General features: G+C 37.0%; 22 protein-coding genes. All 22 read left to right on the top strand.

The genetic code is table 11. From position 1 onward, the window contains the following. The first annotated feature begins 35 nt into the window (after window positions 1-35). The 22 genes from ACFQ0R_RS12050 (at window position 36) to ACFQ0R_RS11945 (ending at window position 25,534) form a co-directional block, all read left to right on the top strand. Entirely contained in the window at window positions 36-716 is a 681-nt protein-coding gene (locus ACFQ0R_RS12050) for a sulfotransferase family 2 domain-containing protein (RefSeq protein ID WP_379658634.1), read from the top strand. Window positions 717-1,248: 532 nt separating this feature from the next. Next, window positions 1,249-2,685: an MBOAT family O-acyltransferase gene (locus ACFQ0R_RS12045; RefSeq protein ID WP_379658633.1), complete on the top strand. Its 1,437-nt coding sequence runs from the start codon at window positions 1,249-1,251 to the stop codon at window positions 2,683-2,685. A 1-nt stretch (window position 2,686) separates the two neighbouring features. After that, complete coding sequence (locus ACFQ0R_RS12040; protein WP_379658632.1) at window positions 2,687-3,601, top strand: hypothetical protein; 915 nt, start codon at window positions 2,687-2,689, stop codon at window positions 3,599-3,601. 46 nt (window positions 3,602-3,647) lie between these two features. Then, a complete protein-coding gene (locus tag ACFQ0R_RS12035) occupies window positions 3,648-4,778 on the top strand; it encodes a glycosyltransferase family 4 protein (RefSeq protein ID WP_379658631.1) in 1,131 nt (376 codons plus the stop codon). Beyond that, window positions 4,775-5,905, top strand: a complete 1,131-nt coding sequence (locus ACFQ0R_RS12030) for a glycosyltransferase (RefSeq protein WP_379658630.1) — start codon at window positions 4,775-4,777, stop codon at window positions 5,903-5,905. Before ACFQ0R_RS12035 ends, ACFQ0R_RS12030 begins: the two co-directional genes overlap by 4 nt. Continuing rightward, window positions 5,898-6,920, top strand: coding sequence for a glycosyltransferase family 4 protein (locus ACFQ0R_RS12025; RefSeq protein ID WP_379658629.1), 1,023 nt, complete (start codon window positions 5,898-5,900; stop codon window positions 6,918-6,920). Before ACFQ0R_RS12030 ends, ACFQ0R_RS12025 begins: the two co-directional genes overlap by 8 nt. A gap of 84 nt (window positions 6,921-7,004) precedes the next feature. Continuing rightward, complete coding sequence (locus ACFQ0R_RS12020; protein ID WP_379658628.1) at window positions 7,005-8,156, top strand: glycosyltransferase family 4 protein; 1,152 nt, start codon at window positions 7,005-7,007, stop codon at window positions 8,154-8,156. A gap of 8 nt (window positions 8,157-8,164) precedes the next feature. Further along, the gene (locus ACFQ0R_RS12015) at window positions 8,165-9,121 is read left to right on the top strand and encodes a glycosyltransferase family 2 protein (RefSeq protein WP_379658627.1); all 957 of its coding nucleotides are present in this window, start codon (window positions 8,165-8,167) and stop codon (window positions 9,119-9,121) included. A gap of 11 nt (window positions 9,122-9,132) precedes the next feature. Continuing rightward, a complete protein-coding gene (locus ACFQ0R_RS12010; RefSeq protein WP_379658626.1) occupies window positions 9,133-10,518 on the top strand; it encodes an asparagine synthase-related protein in 1,386 nt (461 codons plus the stop codon). Between the two features lie 638 nt (window positions 10,519-11,156). Continuing rightward, a complete protein-coding gene (locus ACFQ0R_RS12005) occupies window positions 11,157-12,245 on the top strand; it encodes a glycosyltransferase (RefSeq protein WP_379658625.1) in 1,089 nt (362 codons plus the stop codon). Then, a complete protein-coding gene (locus ACFQ0R_RS12000) occupies window positions 12,242-13,414 on the top strand; it encodes a glycosyltransferase family 4 protein (RefSeq protein WP_379658624.1) in 1,173 nt (390 codons plus the stop codon). The genes ACFQ0R_RS12005 and ACFQ0R_RS12000 overlap by 4 nt, the downstream gene beginning before the upstream one ends. 6 nt (window positions 13,415-13,420) lie before the next feature. Further along, window positions 13,421-14,848: an MBOAT family O-acyltransferase gene (locus tag ACFQ0R_RS11995; RefSeq protein WP_379658623.1), complete on the top strand. Its 1,428-nt coding sequence runs from the start codon at window positions 13,421-13,423 to the stop codon at window positions 14,846-14,848. A gap of 79 nt (window positions 14,849-14,927) precedes the next feature. Beyond that, complete coding sequence (locus ACFQ0R_RS11990; protein ID WP_379658622.1) at window positions 14,928-15,806, top strand: hypothetical protein; 879 nt, start codon at window positions 14,928-14,930, stop codon at window positions 15,804-15,806. A gap of 234 nt (window positions 15,807-16,040) precedes the next feature. Continuing rightward, window positions 16,041-16,355, top strand: a complete 315-nt coding sequence (locus ACFQ0R_RS11985) for a hypothetical protein (protein WP_379658621.1) — start codon at window positions 16,041-16,043, stop codon at window positions 16,353-16,355. Continuing rightward, complete coding sequence (locus tag ACFQ0R_RS11980; protein ID WP_379658620.1) at window positions 16,356-17,687, top strand: glycosyltransferase family 2 protein; 1,332 nt, start codon at window positions 16,356-16,358, stop codon at window positions 17,685-17,687. It begins immediately after the preceding gene. Window positions 17,688-17,830: 143 nt separating this feature from the next. Beyond that, on the top strand, window positions 17,831-18,823 hold the full coding sequence (locus tag ACFQ0R_RS11975; protein ID WP_379658619.1) for a GNAT family N-acetyltransferase: 993 nt from the start codon (window positions 17,831-17,833) through the stop codon (window positions 18,821-18,823). Window positions 18,824-18,826: 3 nt separating this feature from the next. Further along, window positions 18,827-19,642 carry a polysaccharide deacetylase family protein gene (locus ACFQ0R_RS11970; RefSeq protein ID WP_379658618.1) on the top strand — a complete coding sequence of 272 codons (816 nt, stop codon included), beginning with the start codon at window positions 18,827-18,829 and terminating at the stop codon, window positions 19,640-19,642. A 551-nt stretch (window positions 19,643-20,193) separates the two neighbouring features. Continuing rightward, the gene (locus ACFQ0R_RS11965) at window positions 20,194-21,294 is read left to right on the top strand and encodes a glycosyltransferase family 4 protein (protein ID WP_379658617.1); all 1,101 of its coding nucleotides are present in this window, start codon (window positions 20,194-20,196) and stop codon (window positions 21,292-21,294) included. Between the two features lie 268 nt (window positions 21,295-21,562). Beyond that, window positions 21,563-21,913: a four helix bundle protein gene (locus ACFQ0R_RS11960; protein ID WP_224464265.1), complete on the top strand. Its 351-nt coding sequence runs from the start codon at window positions 21,563-21,565 to the stop codon at window positions 21,911-21,913. A gap of 130 nt (window positions 21,914-22,043) precedes the next feature. Further along, window positions 22,044-23,186: a glycosyltransferase gene (locus ACFQ0R_RS11955; RefSeq protein ID WP_379658616.1), complete on the top strand. Its 1,143-nt coding sequence runs from the start codon at window positions 22,044-22,046 to the stop codon at window positions 23,184-23,186. Continuing rightward, window positions 23,170-24,561: an O-antigen ligase family protein gene (locus ACFQ0R_RS11950; RefSeq protein ID WP_379658615.1), complete on the top strand. Its 1,392-nt coding sequence runs from the start codon at window positions 23,170-23,172 to the stop codon at window positions 24,559-24,561. The genes ACFQ0R_RS11955 and ACFQ0R_RS11950 overlap by 17 nt, the downstream gene beginning before the upstream one ends. Then, window positions 24,491-25,534, top strand: coding sequence for a glycosyltransferase family 4 protein (locus ACFQ0R_RS11945; RefSeq protein WP_379658614.1), 1,044 nt, complete (start codon window positions 24,491-24,493; stop codon window positions 25,532-25,534). Before ACFQ0R_RS11950 ends, ACFQ0R_RS11945 begins: the two co-directional genes overlap by 71 nt. Window positions 25,535-25,806 lie beyond the last annotated feature (272 nt).

Below are 25,806 nucleotides of genomic sequence, written 5' to 3'. Positions count from 1 at the left end.
ATTATTTTACTCATAAACTGCTTAAACATACTGCCATGATCATATCTCATAAACACAAATTCATTTTTATTAAAACTGCAAAAACTGCTGGCTCTAGTATTGAAATAGCATTAAGCAAAATTTGTGGATCTAGGGACATTATTACTTATAAAGAAAAAGAATCTTTAGGAGATTTGTCAAAGTCCATACGTCAGAATGTCAATATTCCTTTTAAATACTATTCCAAAAAAGATTGGCGAAAACTACTTCGTGAGAGAACAAGGAAGCAATTTAAAGGCCACGACTCAGCTTTAAGTATTTCGCAAAATATTGATGATCATATCTGGAACAATTACTATAAGTTTTGTTTTGAACGTAATCCTTATGACAAGTTCATATCCTGGTATTATTGGTGTGGTGGCCCAAATCGATTTGGCACCATGAAAAATTTTATTCAGTCTGGAATTGCTGGTGATGTAAAAGGGAAATCTTTATATTGTATTGATGACAAAATAGTGGTTGATGAAATTTATAAATTTGAAGATATAGACTCTGCTCTATCAAACCTTAGGGAGGTTTGTAGTATAACCGATGAGATAAAAATGCCCAAGAAAAAGTTTAAGGGCGTACAAAGAAAAGACCAGAGACATTACTCGGAAGTGCTTGGAGATTACGAAAAAGAATGGATCACTAAGAATTACTCTTTTGAATTAGAACAATTTAATTACGAATTTTAATTTATTGTGATTCCTTTTACTTAGGTCTACTTTTATCAATTATCAAAATGTTTACTTTTTAATTTGAATGTGGTATAAAAAGTCATATTTGCCATCAGAACTGATTTTAACCATTTAGATAGTGCTAAAAAATATAAGTAAAATCACGTTTTTTAATATAAATGCATTTGATAAATCTTTATAAAAGTTCAAAAAGGATTTTGGCTGGAGTAACTTTAAGTATACTCAGAAAAACACTTCAACTATATAATCAAAGATAGCATATGATGAAGACCTCTTAGGTGAGGCGCTTAAGTATGATAGTCAATTATCAATTTTATAAATTGTTATAACGTTATGAAAGAATCAAGAATAAAAGTCATTTTTTTAGTCAATAAATAACCTAAAATAGCTTCTTTAGCATTATGAAAACTATCTCACTTTTTCATCCGATTTCAACACAGACTATAGGTCTTGAAGAGAAAGATTTGTACCATTCACATAGCAAGGCACAGTGAAAAATCTTCATAAAATCAAATTAACTAATCTTTAAATGCTTTTTAATTCTCTTGATTTTGCTATTTTTCTACCTATAGTTTTTATTCTCTATTGGTTTGTTTTGGGCAAAAATATAAAAGGGCAGAACTTATTGTTAGCCTTAAGTAGTTATGTGTTTTATGCCTGGTGGGATTGGCGGTTTTTAAGCCTGATCTTGTTTAGCTCCTTAGTAGATTACTTTGTTGGGCTGCAACTTTCCAAGACCGATGATCAAAACAAGAGAAAACTATTGCTATGGATAAGTGTTCTCGTTAATCTTGGCTTTTTGGGTTTCTTTAAATATTTCAATTTCTTCATTGAAAATTTTAGTGGAGCTTTTAGTTTATTAGGTTATGAAATCCCTACCACAAGTTTAAATATCATTCTCCCCGTAGGTATTAGTTTTTATACCTTCCAGACCTTGAGTTATACCATAGATGTATATAAACGAATACTGAAACCTACCAGAGATTTTATTGGGTTTTCTGCTTTTGTTAGCTTTTTTCCACAACTCGTTGCTGGACCTATAGAAAGAGCCACCAATCTACTACCTCAGTTTTACAATAAGAGAAAGTTCGATTATGCCTATGCAGTTTTGGGGATGCGTCAAATACTTTGGGGGTTATTTAAAAAGATAGTCATTGCAGATAATTGTGCCAGATACGCTAACGAAATATTTACTAATTACGCAGAGTATAACAGTAGTACCTTGATTCTTGGCGCATTGTTTTTTACGTTTCAGATTTATGGTGATTTTTCCGGGTATTCTGATATTGCTATAGGTGTTTCTCGCTTATTTGGGTTTAAACTGATGAAAAATTTCGCATTTCCTTATTTTTCCAGGGATATCGGAGAGTTTTGGAGGCGATGGCATATTTCATTATCGACTTGGTTCAGGGATTACCTCTACATTCCTTTAGGTGGCAGTAGAGTAACTACTAAACTGAAGGTGAGAAATATTTTTATTATATTTTTAGTCAGCGGGTTTTGGCATGGAGCCAACTGGACGTTCATAATTTGGGGTGGACTTAATGCTGTTTATTTTTTACCCTTAATGTTGACAAATAAAAACCGAACCTACACAGGAGATATTGCTGAAAATGCATCTTTACCTAGCCTTAAGGAGTTGAAAGGTATGTTTGTTACGTTTATTCTTACTGTATTTGCATGGATATTCTTTAGGGCAGAAAATCTAAGTCATGCTCTAAACTTCATAGGTAGAATCTTTACTGAACATACTTTTAGCATGCCATCAATAAGACCCACAGATCTTTTTGTACTTCTATTTGTTTTCTTTTTAGTAGAGTGGGTGGGAAGGAAAAATGAGTTCGCAATAGAGAAACTAGTTCTGTATGATTTCAACTATTTAAAATATCCATTTTATATTATAATCTTCATTTGCATTTTTGTCTTTCAAGGCTCTAAGCAGGAATTTATTTACTTTCAATTTTAGAATGAGAAAATTTATTAATAAACTTCTATTGATTTGTTTGAGTTCTTTTGTGGCTGTATTTGTTTTGTCCTCTGTTTCTTCTGAAAATGTAGAACAACAATCTGATTTCACCTTTTCTAAACATTATGATTATTATATCATTGGGCATTCTCACCCAGAGTGCGCCTATAACGATAAATTGATAAGAAAGACAAAAAACATTGCAGCCTCTGGTGAAGCTTATTTTTATAGCTACTTTAAACTGAAAAAAGTTTTAGAAGCAAACCATAAGCCCAAAGCTGTATTTATTGAATTTACCAATAACCAACTAGGAGAAGGAATGAATGAATGGACATGGGATGATAAACATATATCACAAAAATATGTCCTATTATCTCCTTTCATTCCAATTTCTTCTACCATGCCTTTGCTTAAAAATAATTTTAAAGGTTTTATAAATGGATATGCATTAGCACTCAAGTCCAATTTATATTCGATATTCAGAGGTGATTATAAATCAACTAATAGTCTTGGCGGATATAGATCTTTAAATAATAAATTATCTGATGATGGTCTTGAAAACCCAAAAGGATCAAGTCAGCTCACAAATAAGGAACTTTCAAAAATTAATTTGATGTATTTGGATAAAATGATCAAGCTTTGTCAAAATCAAAAAATAAAAGTTATTTTAATCAGAAGTCCGCAACACTCTCAACTACAAAATACCATAAGTGAAGAAATTTATCAACAAACAAGAAATGAAAGGTTTACACAACTTAGCTATATAGATTTTGAAAAGTACTCGCTTAGAAATCATCAATTTGCTGATCTAGGTCATTTAAATGTCAATGGAGCAAAAGTAATTTCTAGAGTTTTGGATTCTTTAATCAGTACTGGATCATTAGACAGAGAAAATTTGAGCCTTACTTTTGAATGAAATAGTTAGCTTTACCAGTTTGAGTAATAGTTTTTAAAATTAACTAATGATTTATAAAATCCTACATCCCTTTACACCAAAAGCAGCTGGTGTTGTTGAGAAATCGGTCATGACTTATCATAGTCAGCCACATTTAAAAGCTTTTCAGCTTTTTGCAGAAAAGCACCCTGAATCCAAATGCTCTATAGATTATTTTACACACCGATTATTTAAGTATTCAACACAAACGGGTCAAATCAATTATAATTTTTATCCGGTTGATTTTGATCTTAAAGGCGATTATAAAAAATGGAAAAAACAAAAGTCAACTAGTTGCTTAAAAGCCTATAAGTCGAGTATGCCTGATGTTACCATCATCAATATGTCTGGGCATTCTAGCAAATTTTCTCATGTATTAGCTAAAGAAATCTTGGATCAAGGAAAAAAATACGTGGCTATGCTTGGGGGGCAACACTATACAGATACGATTTCTAATAAAGAATATAATGATAATGCAGATCATATTTTGGTCCATACGCATCTGCAAAAGGCTGAAATGGAATCTTTAGACCAATTTAAGGGATTAGACATAAGAGTGTTTCCTTTGGGCGTAGACACTTCATATTTCAAACCCAATGAAAATCTGAATCTTAATAAAGATCCCAAACTGCTATATGTAGGTAGAATTATTGAGTGGAAACGTGTACACTTAGCCATTGAAGCCGTAAAGGTTTTGGTGGATCATGGATTTCAAAATGCAAAACTGGATATCATTGGTCCTGTTTTTTCAGAAGTTTACAATAATAAACTACACGAGTTAGTTGAAGAATTAAATATTAAAAGCAATATTAGCTTTTTAGGACATAAAGAACACCACGAGTTGATACCATATTTCCAAGAAGCAGACTTATTTACCTTGCCCAGTAATAAAGAAACCTTTGGGATGGTAATGATTGAAGCCATGGCCTGCGGCACTCCGGTGGCGGGTATTGATTGTCCTGGAGGGCCTAAAGATGTGATTGCAAATCAGGAAAACGGCCTTTTATCATCGCCAGATACATATTCAGAGGTCATTTTAGAGTATTTTCAAAATACTGGGCATCAAGACGCCATAAAGCGAAATGCAATTCTAAAAGTTCAAAGGGAATTTAGTATCGAAAAAACATTTGAAGTCCTTGAAAAAAGTTTGTTAGGATGAAGAATGTGAAGATTTATAGTATTCAAATTCATACACCGCAAGAGTTTAATCAATCTTCATTTATCATAACGGGAATTAGGGAATATTGTAGAGTACATCAATTAGACTGCCAATTTAAATTTACATTGTATCCAAAGCTGGGGAGGTTAATTACAAGTAAAAATGATTTTAAATCGTTTCCAAAATCACCTTTTCCAAAATTGCTTTACGTAGACATCCAGCTTATTTCTGGAACAACTATTACAGTTGGGTTTGATTTATATGACCTTGCTGATCAGTTTTCTTTATACGCTTTAAAACATTGTGATGTTGTGTTTAAAAGAAATTTTGAAAGCAGATACATCAATAATTTACCAGTAGAGTACCAGCAAAAAATTAAAGCTTTAGGATTAACCTTTCGTGTTTATGATGCTTTAGAACTATCTAAGAAAGTTTATGTAAGTAGCTTGATTCAAAATAGTCTTGCTAGCTTGAAATGGGATAGGTCTATTTTCAGCCGACTATTTAATATTCGTAAAAAACTAAAAGAGCAAATCAAAAGTATTAAAGGCCAGCGTCTAATTGAGAACTATGAGAGTTATGCAAAAGGAACTGAAAATTCGATTCTATTTCAAACCCGAGTCTTTCCTAATGAACATTCGAAAGACACGCAACAGATTCATGCCGACCGCTATCGATTGATCAAGCTTTTAAAAAAAGAATTCCCCGATCACTTTAAAGGAGGATTTATAGCTTCTCCACTGGCAAAGCAAAACTATAGTGATGCGTTAACCAACGTACCAAGTGAGCCCCAGGCTTATCTCCAAGCTGTAAAAGCTGCTAAAATCGTGATTTATACCAGAGGCTTGGCCAATTCCCCCGCCTGGAAAATGGCAGAATACCTTTCTCAGGGAAAAGTCATCATTGCTGAGCCTCTTACGGCAGAATTGCCTGTTCCATTGGAACATGGCAGGGAAGTCTTATTTTTTAAAACCGATGATGAATTGGTGAGTCATATCAATTTAGTATTGGAGGATGAACAACTTCAGGAGCACTTATCCAAAAATGCCAGACTATATTTTGAGCAACATGTGCATCCTGTAAAAACCATAGAACGCATCTTTTGCTTTACTTTGCAGCATGCATAAATTATTTGTCCATCACCGTTCGCCACACCACTCCAGTTATTCTGGATACGCTAAATTATTAGCTTACATGGAGGGAAAAGTCATTGATGGCAAGGATTCTAAACTGCCATACAAGCTATCTAAATACTTCTCCAGCAGAACATCTAACGAAGCTGGGAACTATGATAGCAGCAGTGTCCAAAAAGAGCTGGAGCTTTTCAAATCACTAAAGAAAACTTCCAAGGATAAATGCCTGGTGCATTACCTCAATGCAGAGCGGGACATTCGTTATAATTTAAAGTTTAAGAAAAATTATCCCAATACCAAGTTTTTAGCGACCTTCCATAAACCGCCTTCGGTATTGAAAGAACGTATCACTGAAACCAAGTACCTGAGAAAACTGGACGCCGCGATTTGTGTAGGAAGTAATCAGGTTGAGTTTATCAAAGAATGGTTGGGCATAGATCAGGTGTCTTATATTCCACATGGAGTTGATACGGAGTTTTTTAAGCCATACCCAGATGTAGAAAAAGAACACTGTATTTTATTTGTGGGTCAGCACCTTAGGGATTTTGAGGTGTTGAACTGGGCAATTCCAAAATTTCAAGCCTACGATAAGACTTTAAAAATTAAGGTGGTCGGGATGCCTTTTGCATTGAAGAAAGTAAAGGATTCTAAAAATATAATCAAACTTTCAGGAGTAGGAGATGAAGACCTAAAGCGTTTGTACCAAACCTCCAAGCTGATGTTTTTGCCTTTACAGGATGGGACGGCCTGTAATTCTATTTTAGAAGCCATGGCTTGTGGTTTGCCTATTGTCACCAATGCTGTTGGTGGGAACAATGCTTATTTGGAAGGAACCCACTCCTGTTTTGAAAATAATGCTGAGGTTTTGTTTCAGGAGGTGATTAACTTGTTGGAAGATGAAAAACAAGGGGAGACAAAATCAATATTACTAAGAGAAAAAGCTTTAGATTTAGATTGGAAAGTAGTGGCAAAGCAAATTGGAGAGTTTCATAAATCTGTTCACAGTTGACAGTTTGCTGTTTTCAGAAAACGTCCAACCAAATACAGTGAACAAAAAACGCTCAACGCTAAACCAACAACAGTAAACGAAAAGATGAAACTAGTAATTTTTGACGGCACATTCAAAACCACAGCCTTTATCAACCGGCTGATTCAAGGTTTGGTCAATCATGATGTAGAAGTTTATGTCTTAGGTTTTAACGAAGAGTTAAGTGATAAACTTAAAGGTGTTCATTATGTAGGTCTGGGAAGCAGTCAAAATCGAATCAAATTTGCATGGACGAGTTTAAAGTGGGGACTGAAACAAGGAAATTTACTGAAGGCGATTAAACTTTTGGCTAAAGAACAAAAATCAGAACTTAAGCGACAAAATTTAAGTGCCGCTTTAGAGCAAATTCAGCCTGACCTGATTCATGTGCAATGGGTGTCTAACATATCTTTGTTTGAAGCGCATTTGAATAAGAAAGAATTTAAATTTATATTATCTCAAAGAGGGTTTCAAACTAATGTTCGCCCGTTTGTGAATCAAAAGAATTTCGAATATTTACAAAAGTGGCTCCCGAAGTTTGACGGTTTTCATTCGGTCTCCAAAGCTATTTCAAGAGTAGGAGATGAAATCTATTCTAGTCCAGATAAAATTGACCGGGTAGTCTATACTGGATTAGATTTATCTAGATTTAATTTTCAGTCTGAAGTTATCAAAAATGAGACCTTACAACTCATTTCTGTGGGTCGTTCACATTGGATCAAAGGCTATGATTATGCGATTAAAGCTTGCTCTATATTACATCAAAAAGGAATTGATTTTAAGTATACCATCGTTGGTGCTTCAGGCGATGAAGAATTGTTATTTTTAATCGATGATTTAGGTTTGCAGGATAAAGTGGTTTTAACGCCTAAACTATCACAAACGAAAGTGTTTGAATTGATGATAGCCTCAGATGTATTTGTATTACCCAGCTTAGAAGAAGGTATCGCCAACGTGGTTGTAGAAGCTATGGCTTTAGGCACACCAGTCATCTCTACTGATTGTGGAGGGATGGAAGAATTGATTACACATGGCAAAGAAGGCTGGATTGTCCCAAAACGTGATGCAGAAGCGATGGCTAATCAACTTTTAGTGTTTTGTCAAATGCTTGTTCAAGAAGTTTCTAATATAAAAAAGAAAGCTAGATTGAAAGTGGAAGCTCAGCATAGTGAGGAACAGATGGTGGCTAGTATGCTGGAATTGTACCGAAATATTTAAATTGAATTATGGATAAGTTACCCTTAGTTTCTGTAGTTATGATTACGTATAATCATGAAGCCTATATAGAAGAAGCTATACGCGGCGTATTGATACAAAACTGTGATTTTCAAATTGAATTTATTATTTCAAATGATAAATCAACAGATAGAACGGCTGAAGTAATCACTAAGATTTTGCAAGAAAGCAAAATACCTGAAGATATAATCATCAAAGTTTATAATCATGAAATTAATAAAGGTGTATCGACTAATTTTTCTTGGGCTTTGGAACAAGCTACTGGTAAATACATAGCTCTTTGTGAAGGTGATGACTATTGGACAGATTCTATGAAATTACAAAAACAAGTAGGTTTTTTAGAAACCAATACTGATTACGTATTATGTTTTACAAATTGCTCAACTGTTGACCAGAATAATGCAATTAAAAACCTAAATTTTATAGGATATACTGAAGATAGAACATTTGAAGAAAAAGATTTAATGTTTGTAGCACCTACTCTGACTCGAGTCTTTCGCCTTAATAAAAAATTAGTAATATCGGAAAACAGTATCGTTGCACAAGACTCGTTAATGCTAATTGAACAAATGAAATTAGGAAAAGCTAAATATCTAAACTTTGTTTCAGGAAACTATCGTAAGCATAGCGGAGGTGTGTGGAGTAGTCTGGATATCATATCAATAAGGGAAAGTAAATTTGAAATAGCATATTATGGTTTGAAGGTTTCTAATGAAAAAAGTTTATTTTTTAGAAAATCTCTTATTGAATTAGCTAAACTTATTAATCAAAATGAAGAAAGTTTCAAATCAAAATTTAATAAATTTTTAATAAATCACAGAATTTATATTTCTCTAAGTTTAAAACAGACTGTTTTATTTAAGTGTTATCTTTTAGTAGTATCTATACCTTTTTTGTCGAAACTGAACAAAACCAGAATTTTAATGCGTTTGATCAAAGGAATATAAAAAGGCTTAACATGAAAATTAAGAAACCAATCATCCCAATTCACCAAACCTTCGTCAAGATCAAAGGCGAGCCAGAAGAACTGGACTACAAAGCTATTTGTTTGTTTGCGGCGACAGGATTTTTTTGGGAGGATTCTACCTATTGGAAGCATCAAAAAGTATTAAGGCCAGGTACGATTAATGAAATTGATGAAAATGGCTACTTGGTGAGTTCGAAGTCCTGGTTCAAGTGGACTTACGAACCTACAGACAAAAGCTTCGATACCTCCCTTCAGCAGTATCAGGACTTGTTGGAACAAATTATCGACGAACAAATTGGCGATCAGCAGGCCATTTTACCATTATCGGGAGGGCTGGACAGCCGAAGTCAGGCGGTAGCCTTACACAAGTTAGGGAAAAAGGTGACCTCGTATTCGTATTCTTTTCTGGGCGGGTACAAAGAACATCAGATCAGTCAGCAAATCGCTGAGGTCTGTGGCTTTGATTTTCAGGCTTTTGAGATTCCGCCTAATTATCTTTGGGATAAGATTGATGAGTTGGCTGAGATCAATCAGTGTTATTCAGAATTTACCCATCCTCGGCAAATGGGTGTTTTGGAGGAACTGAAACAAATGCAGGGGGTGTTTTCATTAGGTCACTGGGGCGATGTCTTGTTCGATAAAGGTGGCGATGAAGGGATTCAGGATAAAGATCTGGTGAGTTACATCCACAAAAAAGTGATCAAAAAAGGCGGGATGGAACTAGCGCAGCAGTTGTGGAAGTCATGGGAGTTGGAAGGGGACTTTGACACCTATTTAAAAGACACCACCCAAAGCTTATTGAATCGCATCGACATCCAAAACACCTCCGCCAAAGTCAGAGCCTTTAAATCGATGTACTGGGCACCGCGCTGGACCAGCATCAACCTAAGCGTATTTGAAGCGGCACATCCCATTACTTTACCCTACTACGATGACCGGATGTGTCAGCTAATTTGTGAAATACCCGAAGCTCATCTGGCCGATCGCCAACTACAAATTGAATACATCAAGCGCAACAACCCAGAAGTCGCCAAAATCACTTGGCAGGATCAGAAGCCGTTTAATTTGATGAATTTCCATAATAACAAAGCGCCTTACAACTTGCCTTATCGCATTACCGATAAGTTGAAGCGCCTGCTTCAGGAAAAACTGGGGAAAAAATTCATCCAGCGGAATTGGGAATTACAATTTTTAGGGGAAGCCAATGCAAAGCAGCTGGAGTCGTATTTGTTTGATCAGGATTTCAACAGCCTTGTAGATCCAAAAGTGGTTAAAGAGCTATATCATAAGTTTCAGACTCAGGATCCTGTATTTTATTCACATCCGGTGAGTATGTTATTGACGTTGAGTGTTTGGAATAGGAGGGATTTCGGGTAGTTTTACACCCTCCTAACCTCCCTCAAGGGAAGAATTTTAACTATTTTCCCTTGAGGGAAATGCCGATAAGCAAAGGGTGTTACACACAGTAATCTTTTACATAAACTCTATCGAGCACCCTGTCACTTCTAGTGATTTGGATGTTTTCTAAGAAACAGACAAATCGTATCGAGAAGTCTTCTTAGTTCACAGTATTAATCAATCCAGTTACACAATAGTTAGGAGCTAAGTCAAGTTCTCGATACGATTCTTCTTACGGCGAATCACTCGAACTGACAAAAGCTACAACCCATATCTAGTAATAAGTCTTTATGTGCAATTGCAAAAGCTTTCCTTAAGGCGATGTGCTGAGCAAAGTCGAAGTAGAAATGCCGATAGGCAAAGGGTGTAAACATTATCAAAATACACCCAACCCTAACCCTTCCCTCAATGGAAGGGAACTAAGAAACTTTCCCTTGAGGCGATGTGCTGAATCCCTCAATCCTTCGGGATAAACTTTGACGAAGTCGAGTCGAGAAGTAAATATTTACGATCTTAACTTGAACATAAACAAATTTGAAATGCTATTTTTGACCTAATTAACCGAATACACCAATACACCAATACACCAATATACGGCTACTCGATTACACGAAACAATGAAAAAACTAAAAATCCTCTACACCATTCCCAACTTCGACACAGCCGGTAGCGGCAAGGTGGTTTACGATTTGGTGAAGGGATTAGATAAAGAGCATTTTGCTCCAGAGATTTTGGTCAAACATACCAAGGGGGCTTTTTTTAAGGAAGTAGAACAATTAGGGGTGCCAATACATGTGTTTAATTACGAGACCGACTATAAACCGTTTTGGTCCTTTCCCTTTCGATTGTTAAAAGTGATTCGGTTTTTTAAACAACACGACTGGGATATAGTCCATTCCTGGCACTGGAGTTCAGATGTTTCAGAACCTTTAGCAGTAAGGCTATCTGGAAAGAAGTTTGTGTATACAAAAAAAAATATGGGTTGGGGCAATAAGGCCTGGGTATGGAAATCCAGATTGAGTCATAAGATTATTGCCATCAATAAAGATATGATGAAGAACTTTTTCGAGCCAATTCAAGCTTTAAATGCAATTTATCTGCCATTAGGCGTTGACTTGGATTATTTTCAGCCAAGAGAGCAAAATGTTAGCTTAATGAATGAATTAGGTCTTAAGAAAACAGATTTTATAATTGCAACTGTTGCCAATCTAGTACCATTAAAAGGGATTGAAACTCTTATAAAAGCATTTTTTGAAGCGGAAATTACTAATAGCAAATTATTGATTGTGGGTAATAATAACAATGCATATGGAAGAAAACTCATCAATGAATTTGCGGATGAACGTATAATTTTTGTAGGTAAACAAATTAACGTTAGACCTTATTTAGCTATCTCAAACTTATTCTGTATTCCAACCGAAGCCATAGGAGAAGGTATGCCCTTGGCACCAGTAGAGGCGATGAGTATGGGTGTGCCCGTGATAGGCTCTAAAGTCTCAGGTATCACTGATATTTTAGAGGGGTTTGAGGAGTGGTTGTTTAAAGCCAGTGATATTAATGAGCTGATTAATAAATTGCATAAAATGAATTCCCTTTCATTCGAAGAACGAAAAAATATTGGTCAGTTAATGCGTGATAAAGTGGTTAAAGAGTACTCTCATAAATTATTTATTGAAACTAGAGAGAAATTATATAAAGACTTATGATTGTTTCACTCATCCTTCCTCAACCCCCAGGCTATTCCGAAACCTTCTTCCGCTCGAAGATTCAAGGCCTCCAAGAGAGTGGGCATAAAGTGATTTTGGTCACAGGAGCAACCGATCAGACCTTTGAGGCTTGTCAACATCTTCAACACCCCAAAGTCAGCAAGAATAGCCTAGTTCAAATCTTTAAAATGATAAGTGTTTTTTTGGGTTTACTGCCTTATTTGAAGTCAGTTTCTAAATACATCAAGCTAGAAAAAAGCGAGGGAACATCTGTTAAGCGACTACTCGAAAAGCTATACATTAATGCTACTTTATTAAAGCTCAGCACTGACTGGCTGCACTTTGGCTTCGCCACCATGGCTTTAGAGCGGGAGTTAGTGGCTAAAGCCATAGGCGCTAAATTAGCAGTTAGCTTAAGAGGTTACGACATAGGAGTATATCCATTAAAGCAACCTAATTGCTATACTAGGTTATGGAAGTATATAGATAAAGTTCATGTCATTTCAGATGACTTATATAAAAAAGCTCTAAAACATGGCCTCTCTTCAAAAACTGAGTATAAAAAAATAACTCCAGCCATCAACACAGTCCAGTTTGATAGAGGTGATACAATTGATCCTAAAAAATCGAAAGCATATCATATTCTAAGCATTGGTCGTCTGCATTGGAAAAAGGGATTCGCAGATACTTTAGAGGCTTTAAGCTTACTAAAAATGAAGTCAATTAAATTTAAATACTATATTATTGGAGAAGGAAAAGACTATGAACGTGTTGCTTACGCTGCCCATCAATTAAACTTAAAAGATGAGGTGGTTTTTTTAGGAAAACTAGATCATCAAGAAGTAAAAACGGAATTGATAAAAACAGATCTATACCTTCAATATAGTATACAAGAAGGTTTTTGTAATTCTGTTTTAGAGGCTCAGGCTTTGGGAGAGTTATGTGTTGTTTCTGATGCAGAGGGTTTGTCTGAAAATGTGTTAGATCAACAGACGGGTTGGGTCGTTCCGAAAAGTAAGCCTAGACTGTTAACAGATAAAATTTTGGAAGTGATTCAGCTCAATGAAGAGGATAAGAGAAAAATACAAGAAAATGCAATAAGAAGAGTGAGAAAAGAATTTACTTCGGAACAACAGAAAGAAAAGTTCAATGAATTTTATCTAAAATAAACATAGATGCTTTTCAATTCCCTTAGCTTTTTTATCTTCCTTCCTACAGTATTTATGTTATACTGGTTTGTATTTAAAGGCAAGCTAAAGGCTCAGAATGGATTGATACTGATTGCCAGTTACGTGTTTTACGCCTGGTGGGACTGGCGGTTTTTGAGTTTGATTATTTTTAGTACACTTCTGGATTATACCCTAGGTCTAGCCTTAGGTAAATCGACTTCAAAGCAAAGATCTAAAACCTTATTATGGACGAGTCTTATCGTGAACCTGGGTTTTCTCGGGGTCTTTAAATACTACAACTTTTTTGTGGACTCCTGGGTAGAAGCCTTTGCTGGTTTAGGTATAAATATGGAGGTGAGTACGCTTTCTATCATTCTTCCTGTTGGGATCTCTTTTTATACCTTTCAGACTCTAAGCTATACCATAGACGTGTATCGAGAACAGTTAAAGCCAACTCAATCCCTGTTGAATTTCGCGGCTTACGTGGCTTTCTTCCCTCAGCTCGTCGCAGGTCCTATTGAGCGGGCTACCCGCTTACTGCCACAGTTTAGTAAGCAGCGAGTTTTTAATTACAAAGTGGCGACCTCAGGGGTCTACCTCATCATTTGGGGCTTATTCAAAAAAGTAGTCATTGCCGATAACTGTGCTTTTTTTGTCAATCAGATTTTTGACCAGACTCAGGCTTACTCAAGTCTGGAACTCGCTCTTGGAGCGGTGTTGTTTGCCTTTCAGATTTACGGTGATTTTTCGGGTTATTCGGATATTGCTATTGGAACCGCAAGGTTATTTGGATTCCAGCTGATGACCAATTTCGCCTTTCCCTACTTTTCCAGAGATATTGCCGAATTCTGGCGACGCTGGCATATTTCTTTATCGACCTGGTTTCGGGATTACGTCTACATTCCCTTAGGCGGTAGTCGAGTGCGAAAAACTCTGCAGGTGAGAAATGTCATGATCATTTTTTTAGTCAGTGGATTTTGGCATGGGGCCAACTGGACGTTTTTAGTCTGGGGAGCTTTGCATGGTCTGTTCTTTTTGCCATTGCTCTTGTTCAACCTCAATAGAAAGTATTTAAGTGAGGATGCTTTGCGCATTCGGCATTTGCTTAAAATCGGTTTAACCTTTGGCATTGTTTGTCTGGCCTGGGTGTTTTTCAGAGCGGATACAATTACAGAAGCGATTCAGTTTATTGTTCAGGTCTTTGAATTTAATTCCACTAGCTTGAACTTTTTTATCAATTCATCAAAATACATTCTGTTTAGTGCAATTATAGGGTTTAGTGTTTTACTGATGCTTTATTTTGAATTTAGGGCTTTTAGAAAACATCGGGTAGAAGTGCATCTGCAACCCTATTCAGCAGCATTTATCATTGCATGTATAGTGGTGATGGGCGCGTTTAAAAATCAGGCGGATTTTATTTATTTTCAGTTTTAATAATGATCTGGCTTCGAAATTTTTTGTTTAAATTAAAAATGTAGCTAAAACAAGGATATATTAAATTTGAAATCAATTCATGACTAAATTCCTTAAAAAATTAATCTTTTACGGAGGCTTGCTTTTTGTGCTCCTCAACCTTTTGGCTTTGGGAAGTTTCTGGAGTCTAAGACAATCTGAATTCTATAAGCCGCCCTTTGCAGTGAATCAAAGTGATTTACAACTGGACTATATCGTGCTTGGGTCGAGTACAGGCTTAACCACATTGGATACTAAGCTTATCGATAGCTTAACCCAATGGAAAGGCCTTAACCTAAGTATGGATGACACTGCCTTACCAACGCATTACCTCATGCTTAAGCATTTTCTGGAAAACGGTGGCAAGATTCAACGTTGTGTAGTGGCGATCACCCCTTGGGATGTCGCCAACGCATCGCCGACTATCGGTAACAATGACTATCGCTTTTTACCTTTTATATCTGAAGATTATATAGAGGATCACTTTACTATTTTAGAAAATGAGGCTTGGTCTCCTTTGACAATGAGTAAATGGGTACCTCTATTTGGGTTAGGTTATTACAATACAGAAATATTTTACCCTTCGGTAATTGCCTTAGCTAAGCCAACCTATCGCAATCGCTTTGACAACAAAGGCAATTATGTCTATCCTGATTTAGGAAAATCCCTAAAGGTCAAAACACCTAAAGTTTCAGATTATCAGTTTAATAACCCATATCTTGAAAAAATTCAATTACTTTGTCAAGAAAACAGTATTGAACTTCTCTTATACCAGCCCCCCATGTTAAACCAGCATCAAAATACCTCTAAAACTTATCCCATGGTTAATCATTCGGCCTTACTTAATCAAGAAGCTGATTTGTTTTATGATGACATTCATGTGAATAAAAGGGGAAGAGAGGTAGCCACTAAGGAGTTTGTAAAACAACTATTGAAATGAAAAGAGTAATTAAGGATAGCAGTTTTGATTCAATTTAACTATCTACTAGAAGATTTATTTAAACTTGCTGGAAAAAATAAGTGGAGATTACTTATTTTAATCTTTTCAAGATGTTTTTATGGCTTGTTAAGATACCGTTTAGAAAGATTTTTATATTTAATATTTGGTAGAGTTTATTCAATAATCAGGCTTCCTTTGCTCCCCGGTTTTTTTATTTTAGAAATCATATCAAATATGGACATTCATTATATGGCAGACATTAAAGGAGGACTTAGGGTCCTACATCCATCTCAGGGAGTCACCATAAGTGGATGTTTAAATGCGGGTAAAAATTTATCCTTGGTAGGGGGAAACGTCATAGGTATAAGTAAAAGATGTGTTAAGAACCAATTTGTAGTAGGTGATAATATAAAGTTAGGAGCGAATGCCTGTATAATTGGGCCTCTAATGTTAGGTGACAATGTTGAAATAGGGGCAAGTGCCTGTGTGACTAAAGATTTTTTAGAAAAAAACTCAAAACTAGTTGGAGTGCCAGCAAAACCTATTTAGATGCCTTTCCGATTCCTGTCTTACCTACAACCCACCCACTATTTTCGTCTACAACGAAAAGATTCCAGATATATTTTTCCTAATGTAGAGTCTGTTGAGGAGTCTTTATTGAAAATGGTAAACGAAGACAACAGCTATAAGTCTGAGCAAGCACAAAACTATGACCAATCCTGGCGGATGATCCAGAAAGGCTATATCGGAGATACTGAGACCTATCAAAACTTTGAGAAGTTACCAATTATCGATGAATACCGTTTTATCCGTAAGAATTTCCATAAAGTCTGGGTGTTTTATATATTACTTGTCCGACTAATATCACTTAACAATCCTTTTAAAGAAGTGACAGCTTATTTTAAAACACGAGATGTGAAACGTGTCGATGAGCATCAACATCCTATTGAATATCTATCTTATACGGACTTTCAATCTGAATTGATAAAGCAAAATCCTTTGGTGTCTGTCATCATTCCGACCTTAAATCGGTATGCCTACCTCAAAGATGTGCTGAAGGATTTAGAGCAACAGGAGTATACCAACTTTGAAGTGATTGTAGTCGACCAGTCGGAGCCTTTTCAAAAAGAATTTTATGAGGAATTCAATTTGAATATCAATTTGATGTACCAGGAAGAGAAAGCCCTTTGGTTAGCTAGAAATCGAGCTATTAAAAAAAGTCAGGGCGATTACATTTTACTCTTTGACGATGACTCACGAGTGGATGCCGATTGGATCACTGAACACCTTAAAACCTTAGATTATTTTAAGGCTGATTTGTCCTCAGGAGTGTCGATTTCAACTCATGGGGCCAAAATACCCGCTAATTATGCGCATTTTGGGATCAGCAGTCAGCTGGATACTGGTAATGTATTGTTGAAAAAAAGCATTTTTAAAGACATAGGTTTATTCGATCGCCAATTCGAAAAGCAGCGTATGGGCGATGGTGAGTTTGGACTACGAGCTTACCTGGCAGGGTATCAAAACATTTCTAATCCTTACGCTAAGCGGCTGCACTTAAAAGTCGGGTCTGGAGGCTTACGGCAGATGGGAAGCTGGGATGGATTTAGACCTAAAAAATGGCTGGATCCCAGACCCATTCCCAGTGTGGTTTACTTGTTCAGAAAATACCACGGCAATCAAGCCGCAAGACTAGCCTTACTTAAAACCGTACCCAGTTCCATCATGCCGTATCGCTATAAGAGTAACTCGTTGATGATGATGGTGGGTGTGTTGATAAGTGTTTTGATCTCCCCTTTGGTGTTGGTTCAGGTCTTTAAATCCTGGTCCTTGGCGAGTGATAAGCTGAAGGAAGGGGCGAAGATTGAAGAGTTGGAATAGTTGTTCGTTTTTGGTTGTCTGTTGACGGTTCAGAGTTTATGGTTTTCGGTTCACGGTTAACTAAAAAAAACTATCAACGCTAAACTATGAACAGTAAACGACAAAAATACTAAAGAATAAACTTTGAGTTAATAATTACAGCAATGATTGAAATAGTCAACTATTCTCCAAAGTATGAAAAGCAGCATTTTGAGTTTGCGACTAAACTATTTGGCAAGCGGAGAAAACGCCGAAATCCAGATTATATCTACTGGAAATTTAGAGGAGAGTTTCAAAAAGAGTTGACTTCTTTCAAATTAGCGCTTTCAGAGGGTAAAATTATTGGTCAGTTGGGTTTGATTCCCTGCTCACTAAAAATTGTTGATAGGTCTATCGAAACTCAGTGGGCCTGCGACTTGATGGTAGACCCCGCTTATAGAGGTAAAGGGGTTGCGAAGCAATTGTATGCCTCGGCTCATGAACAAAAACTGATAACTCTAGGCAGTGATCCAAGTCCATCTGCTGAAAAATCTATGTTAAGGTCTGGCTACAGAAAACTAAAGAGTTCTTCAAAGGAGTTCATTCCTATTTATCTGGATGTCCCTCTTCGCATGAAGAAATTGCCCTATAAATTTGTGCAACATGTTCAAAACCCCTTTTTAGGCATTTATAAGCAAAGCAAATACAAACAGGAATTTAAAGAGTTAGATATTTTTAAAGTGGATCACCATTCAATATTTACAAAAAGAGACGAAAACAGTTTGAGTATTTCTGTTGACGATTCTTTTAAAGCCTGGAGATTCCATAGTTTTAAAGATTATTACCCTGGCATAAAATTATTCAATTTAGTTTTAACTCATACCTATTTTTCGGGCTACCATCACGGAAATATCTATTTTATTACTGATTTAGAACTAGAAAAGAAAGAACATTTTTACAGTATCATAAATTTTATTTTAGGATTTTTACCAAATAAAATTGACAGAATTCGTTTTCAAAATAATTTTGATGATATACAATTGGGTCATCGGTTAACAAGAATTGTTTACTCTATAAAAACATCTATCATTTATTATACAGAGGATAAAACTTTAAAAGAACAAATTGATGGCAGGTATTTTTATTACACACATCAAGATTCAGATGAAAATATCTAGTTCATGAAAAAAATCATTTTAATCTGGGATTTTGACGGTGCTATTGGACTTATCAACGCCTCTTACCCATATAACTATAATTATTCAAATCTCAAGCGGGAGCAGGATCAGGTCAAACTAGTTTTAGATCTTCTCGATCAGTATCAGATCAAATGCTGTTTTGCGATTACTGGATTTTCAGCAGAAGAAGGGATTGAGCCTTATACCTTTCCGAATCTTATCAAAGAAATTTACGAACGCGGACATGAAATCGCTTCGCATTCCTGGCGACACGAGTGGTCCTCGATTTTTCAATGGAATCAGGTAGATAAGAGTTTAAAGCGTAGTCAGTTGGCGCTGGAAAAGGCGATTGGAAATCAACAAAAAATAACAGGCTTTGTGCCTCCACATAACCGACCTATGTCCTGGCTAAAGCGTGGTGCTTTTAGTTGGGGAGACCGTGGTGTGTATCCTTTTTTTAAGGCGGCAGATAATGAGTCGATTATTAAATTATTGAAAAAGAACCAGTATACATGGGTGAGAGTGACTTTTAAAACCATAGTTCAAAAACTTTTCAAAGTCAAACGTAACCCCACCGGGCGAGTGATCAATTATAAAGGGGTCACCGTTCTGGAAAATCACTACACGGGTTTTGACCCTTATATCGTAGATCATATTCTGAACACCAATCATCCAACCTACACCATCAGCGCCCATCCTTTGATGTTGGATTTCCCTAACAAAAAAGAGAGCCTGGCGAATTTTAAAAACTTTTTGGAACAGTTGACAGCTTCTGGTCAAGACATTGAATTTGTAAGTCCGATTGATTTGGTGGTATAGTTTAGAGTTAACAGTTGTTCGTTCACCGTGCAAAAAAAACACCCCTATGATCCCCCCTTAAGGAGATAGAGTTTATAGAGCTTCCTCCCTGGAGGGAGGTTAGGAGGGTGTACTTTTGAGTATTTTAGTAATGCTAGAGCTTTAAAATTGTTAACTGTTTACCGTTTTCAGTTTACCGCTTTAATAACCTAATACTTTTCTTTCATAATCAAGAGAATAAGGTTGTGACAGCTTCCTCCCTAGAGGGAGGATTGAGGAGGGTGTAATTTGATGTAGTTGAGTATAAGTGCGGAAATATTGAGATCAAAAAATCCCTATAATCTCTACTTAACCAGTAAGGCAGGCCTTCAAGGGGATAGTTCCTGGAAAAATTCCTCCCTAGCCTGCCTGCCTTTCTTGGCAAAGACAGGGCAAGGTGGGTATTTTTTATCGTATAGTTGAATCCTTCCGTAATTGTATATTTGTGCTTTAGTTTTTGGTTTACAGTTGACAGTTTACTGTAATCGAACTACTAAAAACGCTCAACGAACAACAGTAAACTAATAACGAACTTGAAAAAAATCCTCTTCCTCACTTCCGAGCTTCCTCCCCAGCCCGGGGGAATTGGTAATCATGCGCATCAGCTGGCGAACTATTTATCTGAGTTTTATGAGGTGAGTGTAGTGGCCGATCAGCGCTCTGAAGATGGAGGTGAAGAACGTGAGTTTGATAGCAAGCAAAAGTTTTCAGTGGTTCGGGTCAAACGCAAGTCAACCATAGTGATTACTTACATCCAACGTTTGTTGACCAGTTTTAAGTTGCTAAAATCAAATGACTTACTGTTACTCTCAGGTAAATTTCCCTTATGGCTAGGTGGGCTGTTGTCACTAATGTCAAAGAAGCCTTTTGTGGGCATCATCCATGGCAGTGAAGTTCAGCTATCCAATCCGTTAGCCAAAAAATTAACTGATTGGTCTTTAAAACGCTTGGATCATGTGATTTCCGTTTCTCGATTCACACTAAAATTGATTGAAGATTTAGGTTTAACATCCACTAGTGTGATTCATAACGGATTTGACAAACCGAAATTTGAAGTTGGCTATCCACCTATTCAACATGCCGAGGCTATACAGCTTATCACCGTCGGCAATCTGACTCAACGTAAAGGGCAACATAACGTCATTAAAGCTCTGCCTCAACTTTTAAAGGCTTATCCAAAACTGATTTACCATTGTGTAGGCATTCCGACCAATCAAAAGCACTTAATGGAGTTGGCGAAAAGCTTAAACGTTGAAAAGTATGTTCAGTTTCACGGCCGAGTGACAGAAAAAGAGAAATTTCAATTGCTGCATCAATCCGATGTATTTGTGATGCTCAGTGAAAAAACCTCAACTGGGGATGTGGAAGGCTTCGGGATTGCGATTCTGGAAGCTAATTCAGTAGGTTTACCAGCCATCGGCAGCATTAACTGTGGCATTGAAGATGCGATTAGGCAGGAGTATTCTGGACTTCTGGTCGATCCTCATGACACTAATCAAATTGTAGCTGCGGTCCAAAATATTCTGAATAACCAAAGCAAATACCGTCAACAAGCCAGGGAGTGGAGTACCCATTTTACCTGGGATAAGATTGGAAAGCAGTATGTGGAGGTGTTGGAGAAGTTGGAGAAGTGAAATTGTTTACAGTGTTTAGTTTACTGTTTACCGTGTCATAAAACACCCCTTATGCCACCTCAAGGGGATAGTTGCAAAAGAATTTCCTCCCTGGAGGGAGGATTGAGGAGGGTGTAAAATCACATAGAGGTATAATTGTATATTTGTCTCGTTTACAGTTTATCGTTCACAGTTTACCGCTAATAGTTTAACATCAGATGAAAGCGCATAACATTAAACGAAAAGCGAGCAACAGTAAACGCTCAACGAATAACGAAAAACTATTGCTATGGATTACAAAGATCTTGATGCGTGGAAAGAATCAATGAAGCTGGTTCAACTTGTTTATGAATTAACCCAGGACTTTCCAAATGAAGAAAAGTTTGGATTGGTAAGTCAATTGAGAAGGGCATCTGTTTCCATTCCATCAAATATAGCTGAAGGGCAAAGTAGAAACTCTAATAAAGACTATAAACGATTTGTTGAAATTGCTTTAGGTTCGTCTTTGGAACTAGAAACTCAGCTCATTATAGCTTCGAGATTAAAATTAATCAAATCAGATCATCAAGTTTTTAATCAAACGGAAACTGTGAAGAAGATCATTCACGGGTTAATTCGATTTTTAAAGAAAAATAGCTAATAGTTTACAGTACACCGTTCATGGTTTACTGTCAATTGACAACCGTTAACTGAAAACGAACAACGCTAAACTAACAACGCTAAACTAACAACGCTAAACGAACAACAGTAAACACTCAACGATAAAAAAAATGACCCTCTGCATCATCTCCCATACTGAACATTATCAAGATGAAAACGGTATCATCAAAGCCTGGGGATCGACGGTGACGGAGATCAATCATTTACTGGGCATCTTTGATCGCATTATTCATCTGGCACCTTTGCATGAGGGACAACCTCCTAAAAGCAGCCTGGCCTATGCGGATACTGACAACATAACATTTATCCCTTTAAAACCTTCTGGAGGAAAAGGTTTGCAAAAATTAAGCTTAGCCTGGAATGCCATTTCAAATCTAAAGCAAATTCAAAAGGGAATTGAGCAGGCCGATATCATTCAGTTTAGAGCACCTACCGGGATGGGGCTTTATGTGTTGCCTTTCCTTAAATATTTCAATTCGAAGCCATATTGGGTGAAATATGCTGGGAACTGGGTAGATCCTGAGATGCCTTTGGGCAATCGACTCCAGAAAAAATGGCTTCAGAATTATATAGAATCAGAAACTCAAGTGACCTATAATGGTTCCTGGGAATCAAAACCTCAGTTTTTAAGTTTTGATAATCCCTGTTTTACCTACGAAACTTATACCGAAGCAAAATCAGCTTTAGAAGTAAAATCAGATCCGCAGAGAGGAGGCTGGGCGTTATGTTTTGTAGGTGCTTTAAATGAGCATAAGGGGGTGTCCCTTATTCTGGAAGCATTAAAAGAAATACCAAAATCAATGCCTGTCAAGTCAGTGCATTTTGTAGGAGATGGGTCAAATCGTCTGGAATATGAAAAGCAAGCTGAGCAGATGCCTCTAGATATACAGTTTCATGGCTTTTTGCCTAAACCTGAAGTGCACGGCATCTTAGCCCAGTCGGATGCTTTAATTTTACCCTCAAAATCTGAGGGTTTTCCTAAAGTGGTTGGAGAGGCCATGGCTTACGGATGTGTTCCTGTTGTCTCCAAAGTGTCCTGCATTGAAGATTATATCACTGACGGAGATAATGGATTTCTTTTAAAGGAATTATCTGCAAAAGCTTTAGTTCAAAGCTTACTTCAATTGTCGGGTTTAACGAACTCAGAACTCAATGAGCTTAGGCTTAAAAATTATACCTTTGCCCAGCGATTTACATATGCGTATTACTACAAAGCGCTTAATGAAAAAATTCTAAATGTTCGGCTTAGATAAAACAAGTTATAAGCAATTACAACTATTGGCATTTCATGTCGGTATTGGGTTTGTGGTGAGTCAGGTGAGAGCTATGGCTCAGCTTTATTTGTTAGGTATCGTAGTTTACTTTGTTTACCAAATTATATCCAAAAAAGATAAAACTTATTATGCGCTTGGTGCTGCCGGGTATATAGCCGCGGCTGAAATATTCCTAAGAATGACTAAAGCCATGCCCTTTTGGGAACTGGGAAAGTATATGGTGATTTTCTTCATGTTGCTGGGCATGTTCTATGAAGGCTTTAAGTTAAAGGCCTGGCCTGTTTTAGTTTTCCTAGGCTTGTTGTTGCCTGGTGTGGTGATTACTTATCTCAATTTTGATTATTTTGAAGAAAGCTTTAGAAAAGCCATCTTATTCAATTTATCAGGCCCTTTATCCTTATTTGCTACAGCCTTGTTTTGCTACCATAGGCAAATAAAATTCAAGACGTTGTTAAAAGTTGTAGATATGATGATATTGCCTATCATATCTATGGTGGTTTATATTATTCTTTACGCTCCTCCGCTCGAACAAATTGTATTTACTACAGAGTCCAATCAGGCAGCTTCTGGTGGTTATAGCGGTAATCAGGTCGCTACAGTTCTAGGCTTAGGTATGTTTTTGACTTATGTGAGATTTCTAATCCCATATAGGAATTCACTTCTGAATATAGTTAACATTGGTCTTTTAGGGCTTCTTACTTATCGCTGTTTGCTGACCTTTTCCAGAGGTGGCTTTATCACAGCTATATTGATGATGGCTGTTTTTACAGTCTTATTTATCAACTGGGCGCCATTAGCTAAGAAGGCGAAGGCTACGGTCAAGCTGGTTGGGCTAGGTGTAGGGGGCTTTTTATTATGGGGATTAGTAGTTGCTGTTACCGGAGGTCTGATTGTCAACCGCTATGCCGGAGAAAATGCCTTAGGCGAAGAAAAAGATATCACCACTGGGCGGGGAGAAATCATAAGTAAAGAATTGTCTGCTTTCCTAGAAGATCCCTTTTTAGGAGTAGGAGTGGGCATGGGTAAGTTTTTTAGAATTGAGGAATTAGATGGAGGGGGAGCGAGCCATAATGAAGTCTCAAGAATGTTGGCAGAACATGGCTTGCTTGGTATTTTAGCCCTATTAATTTTATTACTAATCCCCTTGGGGTTTCTACTCTCTAAAAATAGAAACCTGCTTATGCTGCCTTTTGTCGCGTTTTGGTTTTTGACGATTAACCATTCGGCGATGCGAGTCGCTTTGCCTGGGTTTATGTATGGACTTGCACTTTTAACTGTAACTTATGCCTCAAAATCAAAGAAAAAAAACAAAACCAAAACAGCTCCTGTACCTCGGCAACAAGCTCTCACTTAAGGGGAGGAATGTGTCCACGGTTGAGTTTTTGTCTGGTCACTTAGAAGCTGAAGGCTATGAGGTGATATCTGGATCCAGCCAGAAGAATCAGGCACTTCGCTTATTGGACATGCTTTTGATGGTGTTAAAGCACCGTTCAAGGACTCATGTTTTATTGATTGACACTTACAGCACCTCTGCCTTCTGGTATGCGTATCTGGTGAGTCAGCTGGCTTATCGGTTAAAATTAAATTATATTCCTATTTTACATGGAGGCGACTTACCCAAGCGACTAAAATCCCATCCTAAACACTGCCAGCGTTTGTTTAGCAGAGCTAAAGTCAATGTCGCTCCGTCTCCCTATCTGATGTATCATTTTCAGAAGGCTGGCTACACCAATTTAAAATACATCCCGAACAGTATTAATTTAGAGAACTACACATTTAAACAACGCGAAGAACTACAACCCAGTTTACTATGGGTTAGGTCCTTTGCTCATATTTACAATCCTCTATTAGCCCTCAAGGTTTTACAAGAATTGCTAAAAAGTTATCCTCAGGCTAAACTCAGTATGGTAGGCCCGTTTAAAGATGATTCTATCGAGGACTGTAAAACTTACGCCAAGAAGCATAATTTACCCGAGACCTTTACCGGAGGCATGCCTAAAGCCGACTGGCTGGAGTACGCCAAAGACTTTGATATCTTTATCAACACGACCAATGTGGACAACACGCCCGTAAGTGTGATAGAAGCCATGGCCCTAGGCTTGCCAGTGGTGAGCACGAATGTGGGTGGGATTCCTTTTCTCTTAGACGATGAACAAGATGCCTTACTGGTCAACCCCGATGACGTGAATTCATTTACGGGAGCTGTGTCAAAACTCTTAAACAATCCAGAACTCGCTCTAAAACTCTCTAAAGCCGGAAGACAAAAAGTTGAGCATTTCGACTGGGAAGTGGTGAAGGAGAAGTGGGTTTCTGTCATTAGTGAATAGTGAATAGTGATGAGTGAGTAGTAAATAGTGACTAGTGATTTGGTGGCTGTGTGAAATGTCAGGTCGAGTGGATTTTGCTTTTGAGGAAAAGCAAAATTTGTATCGAGACCTCATTTAAGGTTTCAGCATTAAACCACTTCTCGATACACGCGCTGAAAAAAAGCGTGCACTCCTTTAGATTCGTTTTTTATAAAATGATTAAATTAAAAACGGAAAAGATACACTACCAAAGCACTCTAAGTTCGCAACTTATACTTCGATTTAGATCTTTT

Origin of the sequence: Psychroflexus salinarum, from assembly GCF_042677225.1 — a bacterium.
GTDB classification, from domain to species: Bacteria; Bacteroidota; Bacteroidia; order Flavobacteriales; family Flavobacteriaceae; genus Psychroflexus; species Psychroflexus salinarum.
This window is presented reverse-complemented; position numbering and strand designations above follow the sequence as displayed.